Annotated in this window: 24 protein-coding genes and 2 pseudogenes; 12 read left to right on the forward strand and 14 right to left on the reverse strand. The window is 39.7% G+C overall.

The genetic code is table 11. From position 1 onward, the window contains the following. The 6 genes from GZ22_RS10025 to GZ22_RS10050 form a co-directional block, all read right to left on the reverse strand. Positions 1-600 (reverse strand): XTP/dITP diphosphatase, encoded by a 600-nt coding sequence (locus tag GZ22_RS10025; protein WP_038561931.1) that lies wholly within the window; start codon positions 598-600, stop codon positions 1-3. Between the two features lie 208 nt (positions 601-808). Then, the gene (locus tag GZ22_RS10030) at positions 809-1,933 is read right to left on the reverse strand and encodes a GerMN domain-containing protein (RefSeq protein ID WP_038561934.1); all 1,125 of its coding nucleotides are present in this window, start codon (positions 1,931-1,933) and stop codon (positions 809-811) included. 72 nt (positions 1,934-2,005) lie between these two features. Continuing rightward, entirely contained in the window at positions 2,006-2,821 is an 816-nt protein-coding gene (gene racE / locus GZ22_RS10035) for a glutamate racemase (RefSeq protein ID WP_038561937.1), read from the reverse strand. 2 nt (positions 2,822-2,823) lie between these two features. After that, the gene (locus GZ22_RS10040; protein ID WP_038561940.1) at positions 2,824-3,309 is read right to left on the reverse strand and encodes a MarR family winged helix-turn-helix transcriptional regulator; all 486 of its coding nucleotides are present in this window, start codon (positions 3,307-3,309) and stop codon (positions 2,824-2,826) included. 15 nt (positions 3,310-3,324) lie between these two features. Beyond that, positions 3,325-4,803: a potassium/proton antiporter gene (locus tag GZ22_RS10045; RefSeq protein WP_038561960.1), complete on the reverse strand. Its 1,479-nt coding sequence runs from the start codon at positions 4,801-4,803 to the stop codon at positions 3,325-3,327. Between the two features lie 153 nt (positions 4,804-4,956). Beyond that, positions 4,957-5,403, reverse strand: coding sequence for a hypothetical protein (locus GZ22_RS10050; protein WP_038561979.1), 447 nt, complete (start codon positions 5,401-5,403; stop codon positions 4,957-4,959). Between the two features lie 334 nt (positions 5,404-5,737). Here GZ22_RS10050 and GZ22_RS10055 point away from each other — a divergent pair, with 334 nt between their 5' ends. Then, positions 5,738-6,049 carry a TM2 domain-containing protein gene (locus GZ22_RS10055; RefSeq protein WP_051748181.1) on the forward strand — a complete coding sequence of 104 codons (312 nt, stop codon included), beginning with the start codon at positions 5,738-5,740 and terminating at the stop codon, positions 6,047-6,049. Positions 6,050-6,406: 357 nt separating this feature from the next. On the opposite strand, the gene GZ22_RS10060 is transcribed toward GZ22_RS10055, so the two are convergent. Next, a complete protein-coding gene (locus GZ22_RS10060) occupies positions 6,407-6,757 on the reverse strand; it encodes a hypothetical protein (protein ID WP_038561999.1) in 351 nt (116 codons plus the stop codon). Positions 6,758-7,002: 245 nt separating this feature from the next. Here GZ22_RS10060 and GZ22_RS10065 point away from each other — a divergent pair, with 245 nt between their 5' ends. Beyond that, entirely contained in the window at positions 7,003-7,470 is a 468-nt protein-coding gene (locus GZ22_RS10065; RefSeq protein ID WP_038562014.1) for a GNAT family N-acetyltransferase, read from the forward strand. A 90-nt stretch (positions 7,471-7,560) separates the two neighbouring features. Here GZ22_RS10065 and GZ22_RS10070 read toward each other — a convergent pair whose 3' ends face one another. The 3 genes from GZ22_RS10070 to GZ22_RS10080 all read right to left on the reverse strand — a co-directional run bounded on the left by GZ22_RS10070 (position 7,561) and on the right by GZ22_RS10080 (position 10,056). Next, positions 7,561-8,094, reverse strand: a complete 534-nt coding sequence (locus GZ22_RS10070; RefSeq protein ID WP_038562017.1) for a hypothetical protein — start codon at positions 8,092-8,094, stop codon at positions 7,561-7,563. A gap of 132 nt (positions 8,095-8,226) precedes the next feature. Then, positions 8,227-9,630 (reverse strand): M24 family metallopeptidase, encoded by a 1,404-nt coding sequence (locus GZ22_RS10075; RefSeq protein WP_051748182.1) that lies wholly within the window; start codon positions 9,628-9,630, stop codon positions 8,227-8,229. Positions 9,631-9,831: 201 nt separating this feature from the next. Next, positions 9,832-10,056, reverse strand: coding sequence for a helix-turn-helix domain-containing protein (locus GZ22_RS10080; RefSeq protein WP_038562019.1), 225 nt, complete (start codon positions 10,054-10,056; stop codon positions 9,832-9,834). Between the two features lie 1,005 nt (positions 10,057-11,061). Between GZ22_RS10080 and GZ22_RS10085 the strand changes: the two genes are divergently transcribed. Beyond that, a complete protein-coding gene (locus GZ22_RS10085; RefSeq protein ID WP_038562022.1) occupies positions 11,062-11,469 on the forward strand; it encodes a DUF5412 family protein in 408 nt (135 codons plus the stop codon). Positions 11,470-12,358: 889 nt separating this feature from the next. Here GZ22_RS10085 and GZ22_RS10090 read toward each other — a convergent pair. Further along, positions 12,359-12,856: a GNAT family N-acetyltransferase gene (locus GZ22_RS10090; protein WP_038562025.1), complete on the reverse strand. Its 498-nt coding sequence runs from the start codon at positions 12,854-12,856 to the stop codon at positions 12,359-12,361. Positions 12,857-13,119: 263 nt separating this feature from the next. On the opposite strand from GZ22_RS10090, the gene GZ22_RS10095 reads away from it, so the two are divergent. The 5 genes from GZ22_RS10095 (at position 13,120) to GZ22_RS10115 (ending at position 16,380) form a co-directional block, all read left to right on the forward strand. Continuing rightward, positions 13,120-13,425, forward strand: a complete 306-nt coding sequence (locus GZ22_RS10095; RefSeq protein ID WP_038562027.1) for a YfzA family protein — start codon at positions 13,120-13,122, stop codon at positions 13,423-13,425. Positions 13,426-13,440: 15 nt separating this feature from the next. Further along, positions 13,441-13,812: a GntR family transcriptional regulator gene (locus GZ22_RS10100; RefSeq protein WP_038562030.1), complete on the forward strand. Its 372-nt coding sequence runs from the start codon at positions 13,441-13,443 to the stop codon at positions 13,810-13,812. A 5-nt stretch (positions 13,813-13,817) separates the two neighbouring features. Further along, positions 13,818-14,684, forward strand: coding sequence for an ABC transporter ATP-binding protein (locus GZ22_RS10105; RefSeq protein ID WP_038562032.1), 867 nt, complete (start codon positions 13,818-13,820; stop codon positions 14,682-14,684). After that, positions 14,677-15,285 carry an ABC-2 transporter permease gene (locus tag GZ22_RS10110; RefSeq protein WP_038562035.1) on the forward strand — a complete coding sequence of 203 codons (609 nt, stop codon included), beginning with the start codon at positions 14,677-14,679 and terminating at the stop codon, positions 15,283-15,285. Before GZ22_RS10105 ends, GZ22_RS10110 begins: the two co-directional genes overlap by 8 nt. A 234-nt stretch (positions 15,286-15,519) precedes the next feature. Next, complete coding sequence (locus tag GZ22_RS10115) at positions 15,520-16,380, forward strand: STAS domain-containing protein (RefSeq protein ID WP_038562037.1); 861 nt, start codon at positions 15,520-15,522, stop codon at positions 16,378-16,380. 26 nt (positions 16,381-16,406) lie between these two features. On the opposite strand, the pseudogene GZ22_RS10120 reads toward GZ22_RS10115, so the two are convergent. Then, positions 16,407-17,158: pseudogene (locus GZ22_RS10120) on the reverse strand (SDR family oxidoreductase). Between the two features lie 187 nt (positions 17,159-17,345). On the opposite strand from GZ22_RS10120, the gene GZ22_RS10125 reads away from it, so the two are divergent. The 4 genes from GZ22_RS10125 (at position 17,346) to GZ22_RS18610 (ending at position 19,280) form a co-directional block, all read left to right on the forward strand. Then, positions 17,346-18,089: a thermonuclease family protein gene (locus tag GZ22_RS10125; protein ID WP_038562040.1), complete on the forward strand. Its 744-nt coding sequence runs from the start codon at positions 17,346-17,348 to the stop codon at positions 18,087-18,089. 14 nt (positions 18,090-18,103) lie between these two features. Continuing rightward, positions 18,104-18,436, forward strand: a complete 333-nt coding sequence (locus GZ22_RS10130) for a hypothetical protein (RefSeq protein WP_051748184.1) — start codon at positions 18,104-18,106, stop codon at positions 18,434-18,436. 58 nt (positions 18,437-18,494) lie between these two features. Further along, positions 18,495-18,947 (forward strand): DinB family protein, encoded by a 453-nt coding sequence (locus GZ22_RS10135; protein WP_038562043.1) that lies wholly within the window; start codon positions 18,495-18,497, stop codon positions 18,945-18,947. Positions 18,948-19,112: 165 nt separating this feature from the next. Beyond that, complete coding sequence (locus tag GZ22_RS18610) at positions 19,113-19,280, forward strand: hypothetical protein (protein WP_164072069.1); 168 nt, start codon at positions 19,113-19,115, stop codon at positions 19,278-19,280. Between the two features lie 7 nt (positions 19,281-19,287). On the opposite strand, the pseudogene GZ22_RS10140 reads toward GZ22_RS18610, so the two are convergent. Together GZ22_RS10140 and GZ22_RS18465 are read right to left on the reverse strand one after the other, a co-directional pair. Next, positions 19,288-19,981 (reverse strand): annotated as a pseudogene (locus GZ22_RS10140) (Type 1 glutamine amidotransferase-like domain-containing protein). Next, on the reverse strand, positions 19,978-20,160 hold the full coding sequence (locus tag GZ22_RS18465; RefSeq protein WP_123921902.1) for a hypothetical protein: 183 nt from the start codon (positions 20,158-20,160) through the stop codon (positions 19,978-19,980). Before GZ22_RS18465 ends, GZ22_RS10140 begins: the two are co-directional and overlap by 4 nt. Positions 20,161-20,386 lie beyond the last annotated feature (226 nt).

Here is a 20,386-nt window from a genome sequence, read left to right on the forward strand (position 1 = left end):
TCACTTCGCTTGGTCATTCAACCATTTTTCCAAATGAACCATCGCCTGTTTTCTGTGGCTGATCTGATTTTTCTCTTCCGGTTTAAGCTCCGCCATTGTTTTATCATAGCCTTCCGGCTGAAAAACAGGATCATAGCCAAAGCCATGTTCGCCGCTCGGTTCTTCCGTGATCGTACCTTCCACATGACCTCTAGCATAGAATGTTTCTTTTCCAGGCTGCGATACTGCCAGTACACAAACGAATCGAGCAGTGCGCTCTTCTTTAGAAACATCTTTCAACTCTTCCAGCACTTTATCCATATTTGCTTGATCACTTTTTTCTTCACCCGCATAACGGGCCGAATAAACGCCTGGGCGGCCTTCAAGTGCATCAATTTCTAATCCTGAATCATCTGCAAGCACAGGAACTTGCAGGTGCCCTGCCATCGTTTCTGCCTTGAGCGCGGCGTTTTCCTCGAATGTTGTACCTGTTTCCTCGATATCATCGAATTGCTCTGCTAGTTCGTCTAGTCCGTAAGCCGTTATATCGTATTCTCCGAAAAAGGCTTTAAATTCCTTCAGTTTTCCAGCATTTTTTGTTGCGATGATAATTTTATTCATGTTTACCCCTCCAATGAACGTGTCTGCCTATCTGTACCCTTTTTGATACTAAATTAAAAATTATGTAAGAAGAAAAGCTTCTTTCTAGTATAGCTCTCTGCAATTAGCCTTTGCAAAAATTCCATTCTATCTGCCTTAGGTAAATTCAACAATAACCCTCCTTTTCCCTGCACCAAAAAAGCCCGATCAAATAATCGGGCTTTCTGATTTACAATTTTTCAGCTGGAACGTACTGTTCTCTTGAGACAGGCTCAGCGTAAGCTTCACCGTGCTCGTTGAACACTTCTTCCACGCCTTCTACTTTAACGGATACAGCTTCGACTTCTTCAAGCTCTGTCAAGCTCATAACAAGAGTCTCCATAAGCTGATCTGTGATGGCCGCTTCATCCACATTGCTCAATACTTCTGTATTGAATTCCAGGTTAAGGACGCCATCTTTCAGAGTTGGCTCAGCAGCGAGTGCAGAGCCTGTATTGAAGACGTTAGACAGATTGCTGTCCATGGCTGGTCCGTCAATCAGTGCATTGACGATCTCTACGTAGTCGTTCTCCGCATTGCTGTTCATACGCTCTGTTACTGGCACTTCATATGGTGTGCCGTCTACTGCTTCTGCTGGGAAGTATAGCGTGACAGACTGGCTGTTCACAGTAGTGATGCCATTATCCATCAAGTTGATACCATCAGCTCGGGAATAGCTTTTCCCGATAGGCGTACCATCGACCGGCATTTTCGCCAGGTCTTGTCCTTCTACACGGATGGATACATTTTTTACATTCTCAAACTGTGTCAATGTGTACGTGATGGATTCAAGAATTTTCTTCTCGCTGGCTGCTTCGTATTCGTTGAATTCCTTCGAGAAGTCAACGATCAGCGTGCCATCTTCCTGCGCATCAATACCATTGATTGTGGTTCCTGCCGGCAATACTGCTTGGAAGCCGTTAGGAAGCATGTCCGTTACAGGACCGTCCTTTACGAGGTATTCCAATGTTTCTTTGGCTACTTCATTTGTCTGCGGCAGTTCGAATGTCATCGGTACGACCATTCCATTGGCATCCATCAGGAACAACTGACGTTTTGCGGTAGCGGATTCACCTTCTTTAGCACCCTCTTCAGGCTGTTCTTCCTCACCTTCTGCTGGCGCCTCTCCTTCAGCAGGTGTTTCTCCTTCGGCTGCGCCAGGATCAAGCGCGTTTTTCTCCAGCTCGTCCACATAAGTTGTATCCTGCGGCACGTCCACTTCGTCGACAGCTTGTTCTCCTTTTAAGGAGCATCCGGCCAATAAAATGGAAAGGCCTATTACACTAGTGAAAAGACCTGCAATCTTTTTATTCATACGCACTTCTTCCCCCTTGATGGTTTGTACTATCATGTATACGAGCCATCAAAGGTTTTAGACCATATTTATTTAAATAGATTGTTTGCTGCCGAGCTGAATCCTCCCGACTTCATTAACTGGCCGCTGCAGCCACATATTCGCGATCTTCATGAAAAGATGTGTATCTCCTGAAGCATAGAATTGATGGTTAACAGGACGCTCTCCTTCATAGAGCTTTCTTTTGAAACCGAGAATTGCGCTTACCTCACGCGCTGTCTCGTCTCCTGAACTGATTACTTCCACCGAATCACCGATCACTTCTTCAATAACCGGTTTAATGATCGGGTAATGCGTGCACCCCAGAATGAGTGTGTCCATCTCTTTCCAATCCTTCAAGGGTGTCAGTGCATCTTGGACGACCTGACGAGCCAACGGTCCTGAGACAACACCTTTTTCTACCATCGGAACGAATGTCGGACATGCAAGCCCTTCAATTTCGAGTTCACTATTGATATTTTTCAGCGCTTTACGGTACGCATGGCTGCGGATCGTGCCTTCTGTACCAAGTACTCCAATATGATTTGTTTTAGTTGTTTTGATTGCTGCACGAGCACCTGGTTCGATAACACCGACAACCGGTATATCAAGTTTCTGCTTCAGCTCTTCCAATGTAAAAGCAGTCGCTGTATTGCAGGCGATGACGAGCATCTTGATGTTCTTTTCCAGGAGGAAATTCACCATGTCCCATGTAAATTCCACCACTTCTTCTTCTGGTCTTGGACCGTATGGACAGCGTAGTGTATCCCCGACATAGATGAGGTTTTCCTTTGGCAGCTGACGCATCAGCTCCCTTGCAACGGTTAAGCCGCCTACTCCTGAATCAATGACACCAATCGGATAATCCACGTTTATCTCCTCTTTTTCTTCTCTGTTTTAGCCTCTAGCTGTTCGTAATCATTCATTTTACCGTGTAATTTATGTAAGAGCAACTGCAGCTGGTCTGCCTCTTCCAGAGAAAAAGTTTCCAGCAGCTCTTGTAGATATGCTTGACGCATTTTGATCACTTCCGAGATGATCAACTCTCCCTTTTCCAGGATATGCACCCGTACAATACGCCGATCCTTCTCGTCACGTACTCGTTTCACAAGCTCATTCTTCTCCAGCCTGTCAACGATATCAGTCGTCGTACTTATAGCAAGCCTGATTGTTTGGGAAAGGTCGCCAGTTGTCATATCTCCTTTGTCCGCCAGCCATTGCAGTGCGACGAACTGCGGTGCCGTAATCGGATACTGCAGGAGGATCTCCCGTCCTTTTTGCTTGATGATTGCGGCAATATGTCGCAGCTCCTTCTCAATCGCTGCAATTCTTTCAGCTGTCAGTGTGTCTTGCACCATTCATTCCTCCTGCTATTATTTCGTTAGTTTATTCCTGCGCAAATATTTTGCGAGTTGTTTCTTATATTGTAAGGCAACCATGATATACAATGTGTCGCCTGCTTTGATAACTGTCTGTCCGTTCGGCGAAATAATCTCGCCGCTACGGAGTATGGCATTGATCAAAGTTGTCTCAGGGAAGCTAAGATCCTCCAGCCGTTTGCCGGATATCTCATTCAGTTCCGTTGGTTTATATTCTACCATCTCGAGATTATTCCGTCCTATACTGATCAATTCAAGCGTCTCAATTTCATTCGTCGTCGGCGGTTCCACCAATTTAAGTTTCGCAGCAAGTGACGTGACCGTCGATCCTTGCAGAACAGTTGATAAAAGGACGACAAAGAAAACAGCATTAAAGATTAGCTGGGCATTTTCGATACCAGCAATAAGCGGGAAAAGTGCAAGCACAATCGGTACAGCACCTTTCAAACCTGCCCAGGAAATGAACACTTTTTCTTTGGCTGTATACTTGAAAGGGAGCATCGATAGGAAGGTTGCTAATGGACGGGCCAGGAAGATTAATACAAGTGATAGCAAAAAGCCTTTGATCATTAGACTCGGTGTGAACAGCTCGGAAGGAAAGACGAACAACCCAAGCAACACAAACATACAAATCTGCATAAGCCAGCCAAAGCCCTCATTGAAACGTATGATCGAACGGCGGTACGTGATTTCAGCATTCCCAATATAAAGGGCGCTGACATAGACCGCCAATAATCCAGAAGCATGAATAATAGAAGTTAACCCGTAACTTACCAAAGCGAAAGAGAGCGCAAACAGCGGATAAAGACCACTCGTATCCAAGTTGATTCGATTAATTGCTGTCACAGCTACGAAACCAATGAGCAGTCCCATCGCTGCGCCTGCTCCCATTTCCCAAATAAAGCTGCCAATCATCGAAAGAACACCTGAGCCGTGCCCGCTAATCAATTCAATACAAGTGATCGTCAAGAACATAGCCATCGGATCATTTGTACCCGATTCAGCTTCCAGTGTAGCAGCAAGCTTCTCTTTGACGTTCTGCCCTTTCAAAACAGAGAACACAGCAGCAGCATCCGTCGAACCGACGATTGATCCGATCAAAACAGATTCCAGCCACGTCAAATCGAAGATATAATGAGCAGCTACGGCGACGATTGCCGCTGTCAGCAGCACCCCTATCGTCGCCATCGTGATCGCCGGAGCGATCGCTGGCTTCATCGAATGCCAATTCGCATGAAGTCCACCTTCAAACAAAATGACAATCAATGCGAAGATACCGATTGCTTCCGCTAAATGTGCATTATCAAAATAAACAAGACCGAATCCATCGCTTCCGACAATCATTCCGACCGCGATGAACAAGACAAGTGCCGGGACTCCCAGCCTCGTCGAAAACTTCGTCACCACTACACTCACAATAAGCAGCAGCGCGAAGAGAAAAATGAATTGATTCGTTACCATATAATCATGCATGTACATCCCCCTACAAGGTGTCGATCGATATCTGACTTTTCTATCCTATCCTTAATGATACCGTTAAAAACGCTGTACTGCATGTAATTCGCCCTCGCAATAGTCGAACAAATAAAAAAACCGACTCATCAGAGTCGGCTTTCTGCTAGCTATTTACTTGAACAAAGAACTGAATGTATACGATCGAAATAACTCCGAAAAGGAGGAAACTGGTAATTCATGATAAGGTATTTCTTTGCAGCCATTAACACTAACCATAATGCACTTCTGTACTTCATCATATCTGCTGACAACCGTATTCCCCTTCTTCATTGCCCACTTCTCAAAATCCGCCGGCGGAGAGCTACCCAAGTGTGTTGCTTGAAATTGCGCAATGCTGCACTCCGCTCCGCTATAATGGGAAGCTATTTCCGTGAGCGTTAAGTGATGTTTCTCAGCGAACGGCATCATCACAATCTCATCATCTTCATCAGCCATATAATATTGCCCTGCTTCAGTAACAAGAACAAATGCTTCTCGAACATCTCTGTAGATCTGCTGCTGCAAACTCGGCAGCGACGCAATGACAGGAGCGACAGACGGACTTTTCACAATTTCCATGGAAAACCCTCCTTTTCTGTACAGATTCGACAGATTGGGAGGGATACCTGCAAGAGCTAAACTAAAGACTCATAATTTCAGCTGATTAATTACAGTCACCAAAAATTTAATAATCTAAAAAGAAAGATACGAAGGCTACAATTCCTCATGCCATATAAACCTATAATCAAAAATATTCTTCCAGTAACTATTTTACATATTTTCTTTATTAAATAGATCGATGAAACTAATAATAATATTATTATTTGTCTAATTTTGTCGAATAACCCAACTATTTCTTTTTTATGATATAGTTATTAAGAACTATTACATTGTCTTATTTGGAGGTCTTTTGGTGGATAACCTTTTAATGAAGAAAGATTTAACAGCAGAGCAATTATCAATTGTACAGAGTGAACTGGATAAAAAATCCAAAAACAAAGTAATCATGTACTTACTTTGGTGGTTTACTGGTGCTATCGGAGGACATAGGTACTATTTAGGTGATGCTGGTATGGGTATTGCTATGACCTTGACTTTAGGTGGTTTTGGTTTTTGGGCATTAATTGATGTCTTCTTCATCGGAAAAAGACTAGAAACAAAAACAGAAAGACTTGAAAGAGATATTATTGAAAAAGTAAAAGGTTATACAAAAACCATAGCCTAAGAGTAAACTTCCTTTATCTTAGGCTAACGTAGGTATACGCGTAATTAAAAACACCGTTTAAGTTATGACTTAAACGGTGTTTTTAATTTCTGATACTATCAAAATATAAAAATCGGTAGTTATTAAAGTTAAGTTACGTGTAAATACCAATTAACATTAAAGAATCTCCCCCATATCAAAATGAATGAAATGGTGTACCAATAATAAACTTCAGTGATTTGATCAGCTAATAAGAAGACCTAGCAGGCTTGAAAATTAGTGTGAAAATATTTCTAAAGACGACAAAGTAATTCGCTTATTGAACACTGAAAATTTATAATGGAATCTTAAATGTAAAGAACAAAGAAGGGATTATTTCTATTCTCCTCCACCGCCTCCGCCATCTGAACCTCCACCACCATCATAGGAAGGGCTGCTCGGACCGGAATCGTAAGACTGGGAACTTAAATCGGTATCATGATATCGCTTATTATTGCTATCACTTTCTGAATCTGCGCCCATTAATGGCGTATGTATGTATAAATTCCCATCACTATCTGATTTACTCTTAGTTTGTGCGTTATCTTTTGACTGCGTATGATTTTGATCTTCATCCCGCTTTTTCTTCCGGATGGCTATTAAGGCAATCACTACTGCTGCTAAAAGTACAATAATTACGCCTATAAAAATATTAGTCCCTATACTGTTATCAATCGTTATTATATCCATTAGATCTTCACTCCTTAAAACTAAAATAAGATTAATTTCCAACATAATCTTTGCCTGTTTTTACAGAATAACATAAACTCATTTACTTTATTCCATGCAATTAAAATGTGATATGTAACTTATCGGCTGTTGAAGGATTATATATTACTAATATATACCTAACCTTAACAACTATTGTATTTAAAACAGAAAAAGTTCCATTTAAATGGTAAAATAACTGAAGACCTATTAGAAGGAGTGAAATTATGCGGACAGAATTAAGGAAAATAACTGAGGACGAATTTGATAAATACATAGAAGATTTTATTCCTGACTATGCGAAGGATCTATCCCATAACTTTCTTTTACCATCGGAATTAGCTTTGGAAGAATCAAGGCAATTTATGGACAATATATTGCCTGACAAACAGGAATCTGACGGTCAATCAGTGTACAATATATATTCCATTGAAGAGGAGAAAAATATCGGGGTCATTTGGTATAACATACAACCTGACAGTAAAAAAGTTTTTGTATTTCATATCCTTGTTTATGAGGACTTTAGAAAGAAAGGATATGCGACTTCTGTTCTACAGCAGTTAGAGTCAGATATGAAAAATCAAGGAATTACTTCGTTAGGATTAAGTGTTTTTGGAAATAATTCCGGAGCATATAAGTTATATAAAAAGCTTGGATACAATACTGCATCTATTTCAATGGGCAAAACCCTCTAAAAATTCAAACCGTCCTTAATCGCTTAAGAACGGTTTTTTTAAATTAACTGTAGAAACACATTTTTAATAGAACGTAACATCCCTACAAACCTAATGTTCTACTGTTCTCCAGACAGTTTCATCGGTATCGTAGTCCCAATAAGCCAATAGCTCGGTTACTTGGTTTTTAAGTTTTCCTGCTTGTATATCTGTGATCCAATTTTTCACTTTATGTGATTCATAATATTTTTCTTGTACTACAGCTAGATAATGTTTGGTTTCTTGACCCCAATCGTTTATGTACCGAATAACTTTCAGAACGTCATCCGTAAAGACCTTGTCATTAGCATAAGCACTTTTGTATTTCATCTCTATAGAAGCCAAAACTTTTATAACACTGTCCCCTAAATAACTGTAATCTGCTTTTTCAGGGTCAATTTGAACAACTAAAAGATCAGGCTTAATGTAATACTCCGTATAAATACGCAAGTTGTTTTGATGCAAGTACTCCTCTCCTAAGTGTCGTCTAAGATGAAAATAAAAAGCATTTTTTAATGTATCTTCTTTTAACAAGTATTTTTGCTCATAATCTTTTCTAATATCTTCTCTCCAAACTTGAAGAATTGTTTGATGTAGATAGTCCAATAGAAATGCCTTCTTTCGTCTTATTCGACAGAATGAGATACTAACCTTCACATCCCAATTCAGAGTAATAAAAAGTATGGCCAATCGGCCTGATAATGTAGACTATGCATTTACCCTAGAAGAACAGTTTAATTAATTTTCATTCACTGTAAAAGCATACTCTTTATTCAATAAATAAGGACGGTAATAACCGTTGATTGTGGACATCGGAAGCACTTCCGGATGAAGCTGAATACCAAGCGTATTGATCATAAATTCTCTTCGTGTTTGAATTCTTCCCCATAATTCCGGATAGTGAGCAGACAACTCTGCACGCAGTTCTTCGTCCGCCAGTGCAATCCCATCTTCCGCATTCGCTCCGCCATACCCTGGAATACTAGGGATAATATCGAGTTGGAGCATCATGCCGCTAGCAAGTTGGATTTCTGAATTAGGGTAGATAGGAGAAGACATCCATTCTTCACCCGCTGTCAGATGGCCCGGATTTAACTTCCAGCCATATTTAGATTTTGGCAGGACAGATTCAATTAGTTCATACATTTCTCCGCCAGTCATACCTAATCTAACATTCTCATACCAAGCAACACTGGCTGCGTAATAAGGTTTAGCAACTGCATCAATATAATCAGATACATCCGCCGGCAGCTCTTCAGCAGATGATACAACATATGCTGAACGGTTGGTAAGACCTCCCCTGTAACCTACAGTGACTGAAAATTTATCACCAAGCTCAACTTTCTTTGCTCTTGGTGCGACTACTGCGTTTGTAAAACGATCACCCGTAGCGCAAATCGTCTGGACATTATTCGGCTGTCCGTATGCAGCTAGTCCATCCGCGAGCTCCATCTCTGTTTTTCCAGGTTCTAATTTATCCAGTACTCGTAGTATTCGGGATGATGCGAGTGAAGCTCCAAATTCATAATGAGCGATTTCATTTGCATTCATTAAAGTACGAGCACCCGTACCTGGATGAATGAATAATGAAGTGGCATTTAAAACACTACCCGTATTTCCTACAAGCTCTTTCACAGCGTTAACGATGAAATACGGCGTATCAAACAGCTGTTGATTGTCTTCATAAGAACTCGTAAACATTTTCCACCCTGCTATACCAACACGCATACCTTCTTTTACTCCTGCAGATGCAATAAGTTCTGCAAATGTTTTTTCTGTCTGCATCGGCTGATTAGGAAGAGAGAAGTATGGAACTTGGATTGCTTCTGCTTCAATACGGCTGTATTGTTTCATTCGGAGAGATTCATTACCTAACAACAGGTAAGCACTTCCATTGCTGTGCAAGACCAAAAGAGCTTCCTCGAACCGCGGTTCAAAACCTGTAAGATAACCAAAATTGGTACCATGTTCACGGTCACCATAAACAAAAAGAACATCTAGATCCGCGTTTTTCATCTGAGCAATCATTTTCTCTTTATGAAGCTGCATCGTTTCATCAATTAAATCCACAGGTGACTCCGCAGATGTTTCAGTAGGTGCGAGTACTTCTTTATAGCTGATTCTTTCTATATAGTTATTCATGACAATCTCCTTCGTTTATGTATCTAGTAGTTACATTGTAAGCGATTTACACAATTTTGCGTTAATATTCAGCTAATGTTTATGTTTTATGTATAAACAAAAAAACCGACCACCACAGTCGGTTTTAATAGCCGTCACAGCAAGCCACTACTCTCTATTCGCTTAAAACAGCTATGTCAGTCGACAGGCGAGCCATGCCTGTCAGAGCTTCAGTTCCCCCATACGAAGGAGCTCCACTACAGCCTGAGACCGTCCCTTTACTCCCAGTTTCTGCATCGTATTCGATATGTGGTTCCGCACTGTTTTTTCTGAAATGAATAGTTCTTGAGCGATTTCCTTGGTCGTCTTATCCTGAACCAATAGTTCAAAGACTTCTTTTTCTCGTTTGGTGAGTAATTGTTTTGGCCTGTAGTCATTATCCTTCAAATCTTAACCCCTCCTTGCTCTCTTCAGGGTTGCTGCGTCAGGTATTTATTTAGTCCATGTAGCTTATGTAAACCAGAGACAGAGGGTGAACGGATTCCGTTAATTGTTAACGATTGTTGTTGGAAAAGTTACCGAGTGGTGGATTTAATTAGATAAGACTTTTCGTATCTTAAGGCAACTTATTGTAATATAGCCGTTTGAAGTTGTTTTAGACTTTGTGTGGTTAAACATGAGGGGTATCAATCTAATGAAGGGAGGCTATGACTTAATGGACAAAGAAAATGCCAAGCTGTTCTTCCGGACTACATAGAATAAAACAACTCTGTAGTAATTAATAGGAATATAGGAATAATTTAATTAGTGAAAAAGACACTCACGTAAATAAAGACATTGTTCTTGTTATTGAAAATAATTCCTCCCTATCACTAAAAGAACTAATAGTCGTGAGCTTTGAGAAAGCTTACTTATCTCAACCTAGAACAGAACATAGTAGACTCACAGATAGCTACTATGTCGCGGTAAAGTTATTAATGTTATGTTCGAACCTTAAGTAAATGTATTGCAAATAATGATCCTAGAAATCTATTTTTTTGATCGGTATAAGTAAAATAAGATATTAGTTATAACTTTTTAAAACAAGTGTGAAATATTATGAGATAACAGCTACATTTGTTTGCTGCTATTATTTTTTCGTTTTGATGAGTAGAATTATTATGTAGTGATGAACGTTGAGTATAACTTTTTGGGGTTAATGTTATCTTTGAAATAGCCTAGAATGGTGGATGTACATCATAAGCGGTATGATGTATTTTTTAAATCAATCTAAAAAACAGATCTACTGTTGTAGGTCTGTTTTTTGCCTAAGACGATATACTAGATTCTTCGTTTATTTGGTTAGATATAAAAATGGACATACTTTCATATGGAGCACACTAAAAACACACTCATAAGGTAAATTGTGTAAGTCGGAAGACAACAATTGAATATTTCTGATAGGAGAAAATTATGAAAAAACTTAACTTCTGTTTATTAGCTATAGTTTTACCTGTTGTTGTGATCTTACTTATCGGAGGAATCATTTTATATAACCTTATTGATGTAAATCTAAATGATCTAAATGGAAAAGGACAAGTTGTTTCAACCATTGAATCACCTAACAATAACTATGTTGCAGAGATAAGATTAATTGATGAAAATGGTAACGCAACAACCCCTATACAGCAAGCAGTTAGCGTTTCCTCAAATGCTTCAAATCAAAACCATTTAGAGGAAGAGACCGTATATTGGGAGATACACTCCGATAGCGAGACACCTGAAGTAAACTGGTTAGATGAAGATACTATTAATGTAAATGGTAAGATAATAGATGTACTGGATAAAGATACTTACTACAACTGGCAAGAGACTAAATAAGTCCCTCAAGTCTGCAGCGATTGTAATGCTCGTATTATCAGCTATGAAAATAAAGCTGATCTCTATGAAATGAAGGAATACTACGACTCCATGGGACAAGAAAGCGCAATGTTATTCTCTTGGACTGCTAACCATAAGAACATACTGATCAGACTAATGGAGATATGGAGGAAGAAGAGTTCAACAAGTACAAGGAGGCTTTGGAATCACTGTAAAAAGAGCTCATAACTAATTATGAGCTCTTTTTACAAGTATAGGATTTTCTTATTACAGGCAAGTTTAATGCTGTTTGGTAATTTATTCATTTCTGTATACCATGTGATTATTCGATGAGGTTTAAGAATTTGTATGAAAAAACCCTACCTTACGCTAAAATATAGGAAGATAATGGAGGGTTTCTTATGAATACGAATAAAATTATGTTGTACTTCTGGTTAGTAATTATTGCGATTATTGCCTATTTTACTGGAGAAATTGCCACCTTTATGAAGCTGTATTTAATCTTAATGGCTTTACACGCAATACATTCCACACTTATAGACTTTTATAATGATTGGAAAAGTAGTAGGTATTAAAAGAACTGATACCTTTTCTAAAGTGCTCTAATGGAAGGCATGATTGAATTGGATGATAAGTTGTAACTTTGGCACTTATTCGAGCAAGGCAGATCTACATTGGTAGGTCTGTTTTTTCGTTAAAAGACACTATTTAATGAGGTACTGAATTACAGCTCCCTTTTCCATATATTCAACTTCTGCTGTACCCTTTTGATATTGAATAGCCTTTCTTTAATTCCACAATTCCTTTTTGTACCTTTGACCACATCAAATAACTCGCATGTGATTTTGAAGCTTAATTGCCCACTCGTTTTCGCGAAAATGGATAAAGTCTACAATAGCTTCGACATAAAATACTCATCAAAAGTTTCTCCATTAATATTAAGCAAGTTCCTTTTCGTGCCTTCTATATCAAATCCATTTTTCTTATATAGCGCTAGACCAGCCTTGTTTTTGGTTACAACCGATAGTTCTAGTCTCGATACGTTATGCTTTGGAGCCCACTTAATCACGTTATTAAACAATTTTGTACCTATCCCTTTTCCTCTATATTCTTGTAAAACCCCTATAACAAGATAAGCGCTATGTTTTGTTCTCTTAACAGTTCCGCCGATAGCAATTAAATACCCAACTAATTTTTCTTTTTCTTCGGCTACGAAAATAGTTGAATTGTTTTGTTGTTCTAATCGTTCTAGCTGTCTTTGTTGTTGTTCTGGGGTGGTTTTTCTTTCTCCAGCTTCCATAAGCATAAAATCAGATTTGCTTTCAACTTCTTTTACTAGATTTATAAGATTTTCTGCATCATCAATACTTATCTCTCTAATTAACAAATTAATCTCCTCACTTCCAATACTCCAACATAAACTCCATATATTTTTACTTTATCTCTCAATTCCATTATAAAGAAAACTAAATCTCCTATCTGTAAAATATTCTGCCTTTTTTAAAAACCAATTGGACGTATAATCGCGCATTCAATCTCCTTATTTTAACAAAGATGGTTGCAAACTTCCGTTCATTTGTATATATTGTATACATAACATATATACAATGTTTCTGTATTTATCCAATACTACAAGGAGGGTTGCTTAAGATGAATTGCACGGAAAAAGCCCCAACTTTAACTCCAATACGACGCTGGATAACTTACCTTGGTATTTTCCTACTTGTACAAGTGATTTTTATACTGGTCGATGGGACCTCCTTAGAACCGAACATAAACGATAGTAGCAACTTCATCCCCAGAACGTTCAGAAGCATATTGGATTCATCACTTTTCACGGAATGGATTACGCCATACTCGTACCCATTCTTCAACATGGTTATGACTGTTCAAATCATTGCACTGCTCATCGTGGCAATCACAGAAATTGTCGGGAGACTTATCTTTAAAAAATAGAATAAGAGGGATCACATGCAGATTATTATTTCCAACAATTCAAAGGAGCCGATTTATGAGCAGATTACAAATCAAATTAAATCGTCCATCTTATCGGGTGAACTGCCAGAAGGTGCAGCTATTCCTTCCATGCGTAAACTCGCACAGGATTTACAAATCAGCGTTATAACAACGAAACGAGCTTATGAGGAATTAGAAAAAGCAGGATTTATTTACTCTATTGTTGGCAAAGGCTCATTTGTTGCAGAACAAGATTTAGAGTTTATCAAAGAGAAAAAACTAAAAGTGATTGAAGAGCAGCTAAGTGCTGTCATTATGAACAGCCGGGAAATTGGTTTATCACTTGATGATTTGCAGCAATTATTGAATATCTTATACGAGGAGTGAAAGGAATGGAAAACGTAGTCGAATTTAATAACGTGACGAAGAGATTTAAAGATTTCTCTGTTAAAAATATCGATCTACAAATACAGCGGGGCTTTGTGCATGGATTTATTGGTGCTAATGGAGCTGGTAAATCGACGACGATAAAGATGATGATGAATCTGTTACAACCAGATGCTGGTGAAGTGAAGGTTTTTGGCATGGACTATAAGACACATGAGAAAGCAATCAAGGAACGAATTGGGTTTGTTTACGATGCTAATGTCTTCTTTGAGAATCTAAATTTAAAAGATATTAAACGCATTGTCGCACCAGCGTACAAACATTGGGATAATGCACTATTCTCTCAATATGTGGAACAATTTGAGCTCCCTCTAAATAAATCAATTAAGAAATTCTCCAAGGGCATGCAAATGAAAGCTTCCTTGGCGATTGCTTTGTCCCACCATGCAGAACTGATCATCATGGATGAACCGACGGCAGGCTTGGACCCTATTTTCAGACGCGAGCTGCTTGGGGTCTTACAGGAATTAATGCTAGACGGCAATCGTACCATCTTCTTCTCCACTCATATCACCACAGATCTTAATCGCATCGCAGATTACATAGCCTTCATAAATCGTGGAGAATTAGTTTTTAATGACTCCATACATGACATAACGGAAAATTATGCACTCGTTAAAGGAAGAACAGAGTTTCTGGATCGAGACACAGAGAAGGCTTTCGTGCATATAAACCGATTATCAACGGGCTTTGAAGCATTAACGGAAGATGTTGTTACTGTAGAAAGTACTTTTGGAGACAGTGTTGTTATAGAGCGGGCCACACTTGAAGATATTATGTTTCATTTGAAAGGCGGTGTGCAGCATGTTTAATTTAATCAGACGTGATTTTATCATCCAAAAAAGACAACTGTTAATGTATATATTATTAGTATTATTTTTTGTCCTATTGGGCAGACAAGATCCCGCTTTTATATTTCTACTTGCCAGCATTATCATTCCAGTTAATACGATTGCTTACGATGAAAAGCCAGAGACAAACATTTTAATGAATTCGCTGCCTTACACACGCAACGAAATAATTGCATCCCGCTTTCTCGGGACAATTGTGTTTATCATTTTGGCAACCGGTGTAACGAGTATCTTAATGTATGTTTTCAATAGACCTTTCTCAACTACAGATATCGCCATAAGCAGCAGTCTAGCCTTATTACTGTTATCGTTATACCTACCAATGTCTTATATCATAAAACCAGGTTATAGTGCCCCAACTGCATTAACTAGCTTCTTAGTCTTAGCAGGTATAGTTCCTCCTATAGTTTCTTACTTAGGGGAGAGACTGACGTCAGTCACAAATTTCCTTCTGAATCTATCCGTGCCGATTTTTTATACAAGTGCCCTTCTTCTTGGCATAGCATTTTACTGTACTTCCTGGGGTGTTACTAGCTTCATTTATCGACGGAAAGCTTTTTAGTAGGTATTAATCTAAAGTCTAAAATGAGCGTATTTGAGAGGTGACTCAAATACGCTCATTTTAGTAATAAATAAGTGGGAAAAAGCTGGTTAATATGGTCAATTTCAAATAAATTTATTTAAGGATCTTGTTTTCCTCTAAAAATGAAGTATTTCTTATACCACTTTAAACTTCCATTACACTCACTCATATATTATTCTTAAAGTAGCATACACACTAAAAGGGGACATCACTATGAAAGACGAATTGAGATATATAGGGGAGAAGATACAGAAGAACCAAGACATTATTGCCGAGTCTGTACTTCTAAACCTCGATTCGACATTAAATAAAGAGCTTCGTATTTTATCTCTCCCGAAAGATCAGTTATCCAAATTCAATTCAAGACTGGTATCCAATATTGGGGCAATCCTCTTTGCTGAGGAAAATAAGGCAGAAGTAGAAAAGAGTTTCTTAGCTTGGGGTTCATGGGCTGGAAAAGCTGCTACTGAGATGAATGTTTCCTTGACCGCTACGTTGCAATACGTTTCCAGTTTTCGCAGTGTTATATGGGACATCTTCACGGTTGAGTTGGAGGAGCGGCATTTCGCAGCTATTACCATGCTGGATGTTTCTAAGATCATCGATCCAATGCTCGAGGTAGTCAGCTTCGAAATCGGAAGACAGTTCGAAAAACATAATAAGAAGATGGTTAGCATTGCTTATAGTGCACTCGAAGAATTATCTGTGCCGGTTGTTCCCATTTATGAAGGATTAGCTGTTATTCCTATCGTCGGCGAGATAGATACTCATCGAGCCAAATTGATCATGGAGACTGCATTGACCCAAGGAAATGCCTTGGAGTTAGATCAGCTTGTCTTAGATGTTTCCGGTGTATTAATGATTGATACTATGGTAGCCAATCAAATCCTGCAAATTGTTCAGACACTTAGAATAAGCGGTATTAAAACGATTATCACGGGGATCCGTCCAGAGATCGCACAGACGATGGTATCACTCGGCTTAGAGTTCAACTCAATTACTACAATATCGAATCTTAAAAATGCATTGAATCAGCTAGGATATGGAAAATTGGACACTAGCAAAAAGAGCTGATCTATACCGATCAGCTCTTTCCCTCTTCACTTCACTCTGCTGTATATATTCTTTACCGCTTCATCTATCTCATCACGTGACATTCGCAGTGCTTTCGCTGATGAACCGTACCTATCTCTTTCTTGCCTTCTGCCAGCCCTTTAAAAATACCTTCAGCAAACTCATCGACTGGTTCTCCGAATGTATGGATACCCACTCCTCCAAGATCCGTGTTGACCGCGGGCGGAGCAACTTCAATCACTTCTACTTCCGTTTCAGCAAGCTGCAAACGAAGACTCATCGTGAATGAATGCAAAGCTGCTTTCGTTGCCGAATAGATTGGTGCTATGGCCATTGGCGTAAACGCAAGTCCTGATGTGACATTCATAATCGCCGTTTTTTTACCGCTGGAAGCAAAGAACGGTGCAAACAACATAGAAAGATGGAACGGTGCCTCGATATTGGCAGATATCTCTTTGTTGTAATACGCCCAGTCACTCACTGGATCTGCTTCTAATACATTAAAGCGCTGTTGGATTCCTGCATTATTGACGAACACATTGACCTCTGGATGCTCCTTCTTAACCCATTCAAGCAAATCGATCCGCTCTTCCTCAACTGACACATCGCATACGCGGGTTATGAGTTCCGGATGCTTGTCTTTCGCTTCTTGTAATTTACTTTCTCTTCTTCCGCACACTATTACCTGACTGCCTGCTTGCAGGAATCTTTCTGCAAATGCAAAACCTATACCAGATGCACCGCCCGTTATTAAAACTGTATTTCCTTTAAGATCCATTATCAATACCTCCTACTAGTCTAAATGCCCGCTTTTATTTTACCCCTCCTTATGTATCCCATAACTACCTCAATCGTGTTAGAATGCAGTGTTTCCTCCCGATGCACTGCTTTCTGCTCTTGAAAGCTGACTCCTTCCTTCGTATCATTAGAGTTAACTAACACAGCTAGAAGGAGCTTTTAACAGCATGAGAAAAATAATACATATTACGACTTGGCTGATTGTTGCCTTGTTTTTGATAAGCGCATGCGGAACAGTCAGCACGGTAAATCAAGAGTCAGAGACAGATAGAAAAGCTACTACAACATCCGGAACGACAGATAAAGTCGAAGTTTCTTTAATTCGAATAGTCGATGGAGACACGATCAAGGTAAACTACAATGGACAGGAAGAAACGGTACGCTACTTGCTCGTTGATACCCCTGAGACAAAAGCACCGAACAAGTGTGTTCAACCATACGGAAAGGATGCTTCCAAACGAAATGAAGAACTAGTGACAGATGCGGAGAAACTGGAGCTGGAATTCGATGTTGGTGGAAGAACGGACAAGTACGGCCGACTGCTTGCTTATGTATATGCTGATGGAGTAAGCGTCCAGCAGACATTGCTAGAAGAAGGATTGGCACGTGTAGCTTATGTGTACCCACCGAACACAAGATATCTTGATACTTTCGAGGAAGCTGAAGCATCTGCTAAAAACGATGATGAAGCAGTTTGGCAGCAAAATGGCTATGTGACAGACCGTGGATTCAATGGCTGTGCCACCAGCCAGGATTCCTCCGATACTCCAGTCAAAAGTTCATCAAATGATTCAACGCAATTCGCCAATTGCACCGAATTGAGAAAAACGTACCCAGATGGCGTTCCAAGCACTCACCCTGCCTATCAGCTCAAGTTTGACCGGGATAAGGATGATTATGCTTGTGAATAAGAGAGGAGATTAATATGGAAGGGACAAAACATGTGCAGATATATGCACAAAGCGGGCATCATAATCCAGCATATATAGTCGGAAATGAAGAAGGGCTTCGAGAATTGATTCACATATTAGAAACAGCTCTCTCAACAGGCAGCGGATCCGCTGATGTTTTTCCTTCTGACGGGGAAGGCTATGAAGTACTTGTGAAGAAATTGGAACCATCAGATGAAAAGCTGTTTGAAAGCTTGGAGATGCCATATACAGAACAATATGGTCCCAAAAATACACACTGTTATTATGAGCATCAAGTGGATGATCCAGCAGCACCTTATCCAATTCACTCAGTCTTTCAAAAATGACAACACCCATCCTGATTGTTTATAGTGTAGAAGAAACCATCCAAAAGGAGCATGCTACATGAGTAAAACTGCATATTGGAAAGAAAGCTGGCTGCAACACCGCAACGTATTAATTCAACTGATCGATCAAATCGAAGATGGCCATCTAGATTTTAAACCATGGGAAAATGCGATGACGCTTCGTGACCTGGTACTTCATGTAACCGCCTGGAACGGTGTGTTCGTCAATATGGTGAAAACGGAGGCTATGACCCCTCCAACTTTACCTGAAGTACATACGATGGATGATCTTAAGCAGGCTGTCAAACAATTTACAGATCAAACAGCTCAAGCCTTTGACACTATTACTGACGAAGAACTGGCATTAGATAATGAAGCTAAGATGCCAGGTATGCAAGGTAAGAAAGAACTTTATCTTCAAGCTATGTATGATCATGAATTGCATCACAAAGGGCAGTTGTTCATTTATGCCCGTCTAGTCGGAGCAACAGATCTTCCATTTTTCCGTTAAACAAAAATAACCTTACAGCAGAAATGTTGTAAGGTTATTTTTATCTAGTATAATTTTACTTTATTTTTTCAATATTTTACAAAATTCTTCTATACAACACGTCATCTTCGATATATAATCTTTTAAACACATCTTAGATACAAAACTATAAGTGAGGGATGAATATTGGCGTATGTGATCATGCGTGAAGAGAAGGATGACATTCGCTGCCTGAAAGAAACAGGCAGTTCGATGTGTAAGCTATTTGATACGATGGAAGATGCCGAATTGATGAAAAAGCAGCTGGTCTCTGAAACTGCTTCGCATATTCACTGGTTTATTGTTGAAATGTAACTGCTATCTACTTCAGGTAAGCAGCCGGAATCGCTTCTTCAAAAGCGCCGTCTTCTTGCCTGTTTATTTTATACACAGCAGCATCTTTCCGAGAACAGACGGCACGATTTAGCTGTTCATCCACGAAATGTAGAGCAGCGCCATCATCCACCCCATACCCTTCTTTCATACTACCTTCTCCGACAGCCTTAAGGTAACTCGGTCTTCGCTTCGACTCGCCATCAAAATGAGGACAAACACTGCCTGTTAAGAAACCAAGCCCATCTATTGCATATAATGGACCGTTCAAAGGATCCGTCAGCCCCTCCTCAAACCAGCAATTGGCTCCCGCGCTTAGTCCTGCCAAGATGACACCATTCCGATAAGCTTCAGCTAAAATGTTATCAAGCCCCCATTCACGCCACAGTACTAGCATATTGCGGGTACTTCCTCCCCCGACATAGAGGATATCCTGCTCCAATATAAATGTACGCAAGTCCTCAAATTCGGGTTCAAACAATGACAAATGGATAGGCTTGCACGGAAGTTGATGAAAAGCTTCGTAAAAGAGATTAATCCGGATTATCTCCGCTTGCGATTGGAATGAAACAAACTCGCGGTTCTGTTTTACCGCTTTGAGAAATTATATACCGATCAAGAGCCAAGTTGTCCGGTTCCATTGAAAATCCACCACCGCCAAGAGCGATAATCTGTCTCTTCATCCTACTCTCCTCCTTATCATGCAATATACCCCAGCCAGCAGCAAAGCAAGAGATACAGCTGCTATGTACGTGTATACGTTGAAGTATAAGTTATTCAAATGGATGTCCAGCCAGCCATAATCGTGTATAAATGTTGTACTCACCGCCATCTCCTGCTGCAGCTCCGCCACTCGAAGCAAGAACTTTTCTCTCGCAAAAGAAAAGCAAACCATTATACAAATACTAGTAAAAACTATAGTAGTTAGATGTAGCAACAGAGGGTGCTCTTTCAGTCTGTTGAGGTACGTCGCAAACAAGTAATACATGACCATCAAAAGAAAAAAACAAGCGAATGGATAAAAAGGCAATCCTAAATTCCCATTCCCGCTCACATGGTTGGTTTTAACGGTAAAAAGATCGATGAAG

The sequence above is a fragment of the Terribacillus saccharophilus genome, from assembly GCF_000725365.1.
Classification (GTDB): domain Bacteria; phylum Bacillota; class Bacilli; order Bacillales; family Amphibacillaceae; genus Terribacillus; species Terribacillus saccharophilus.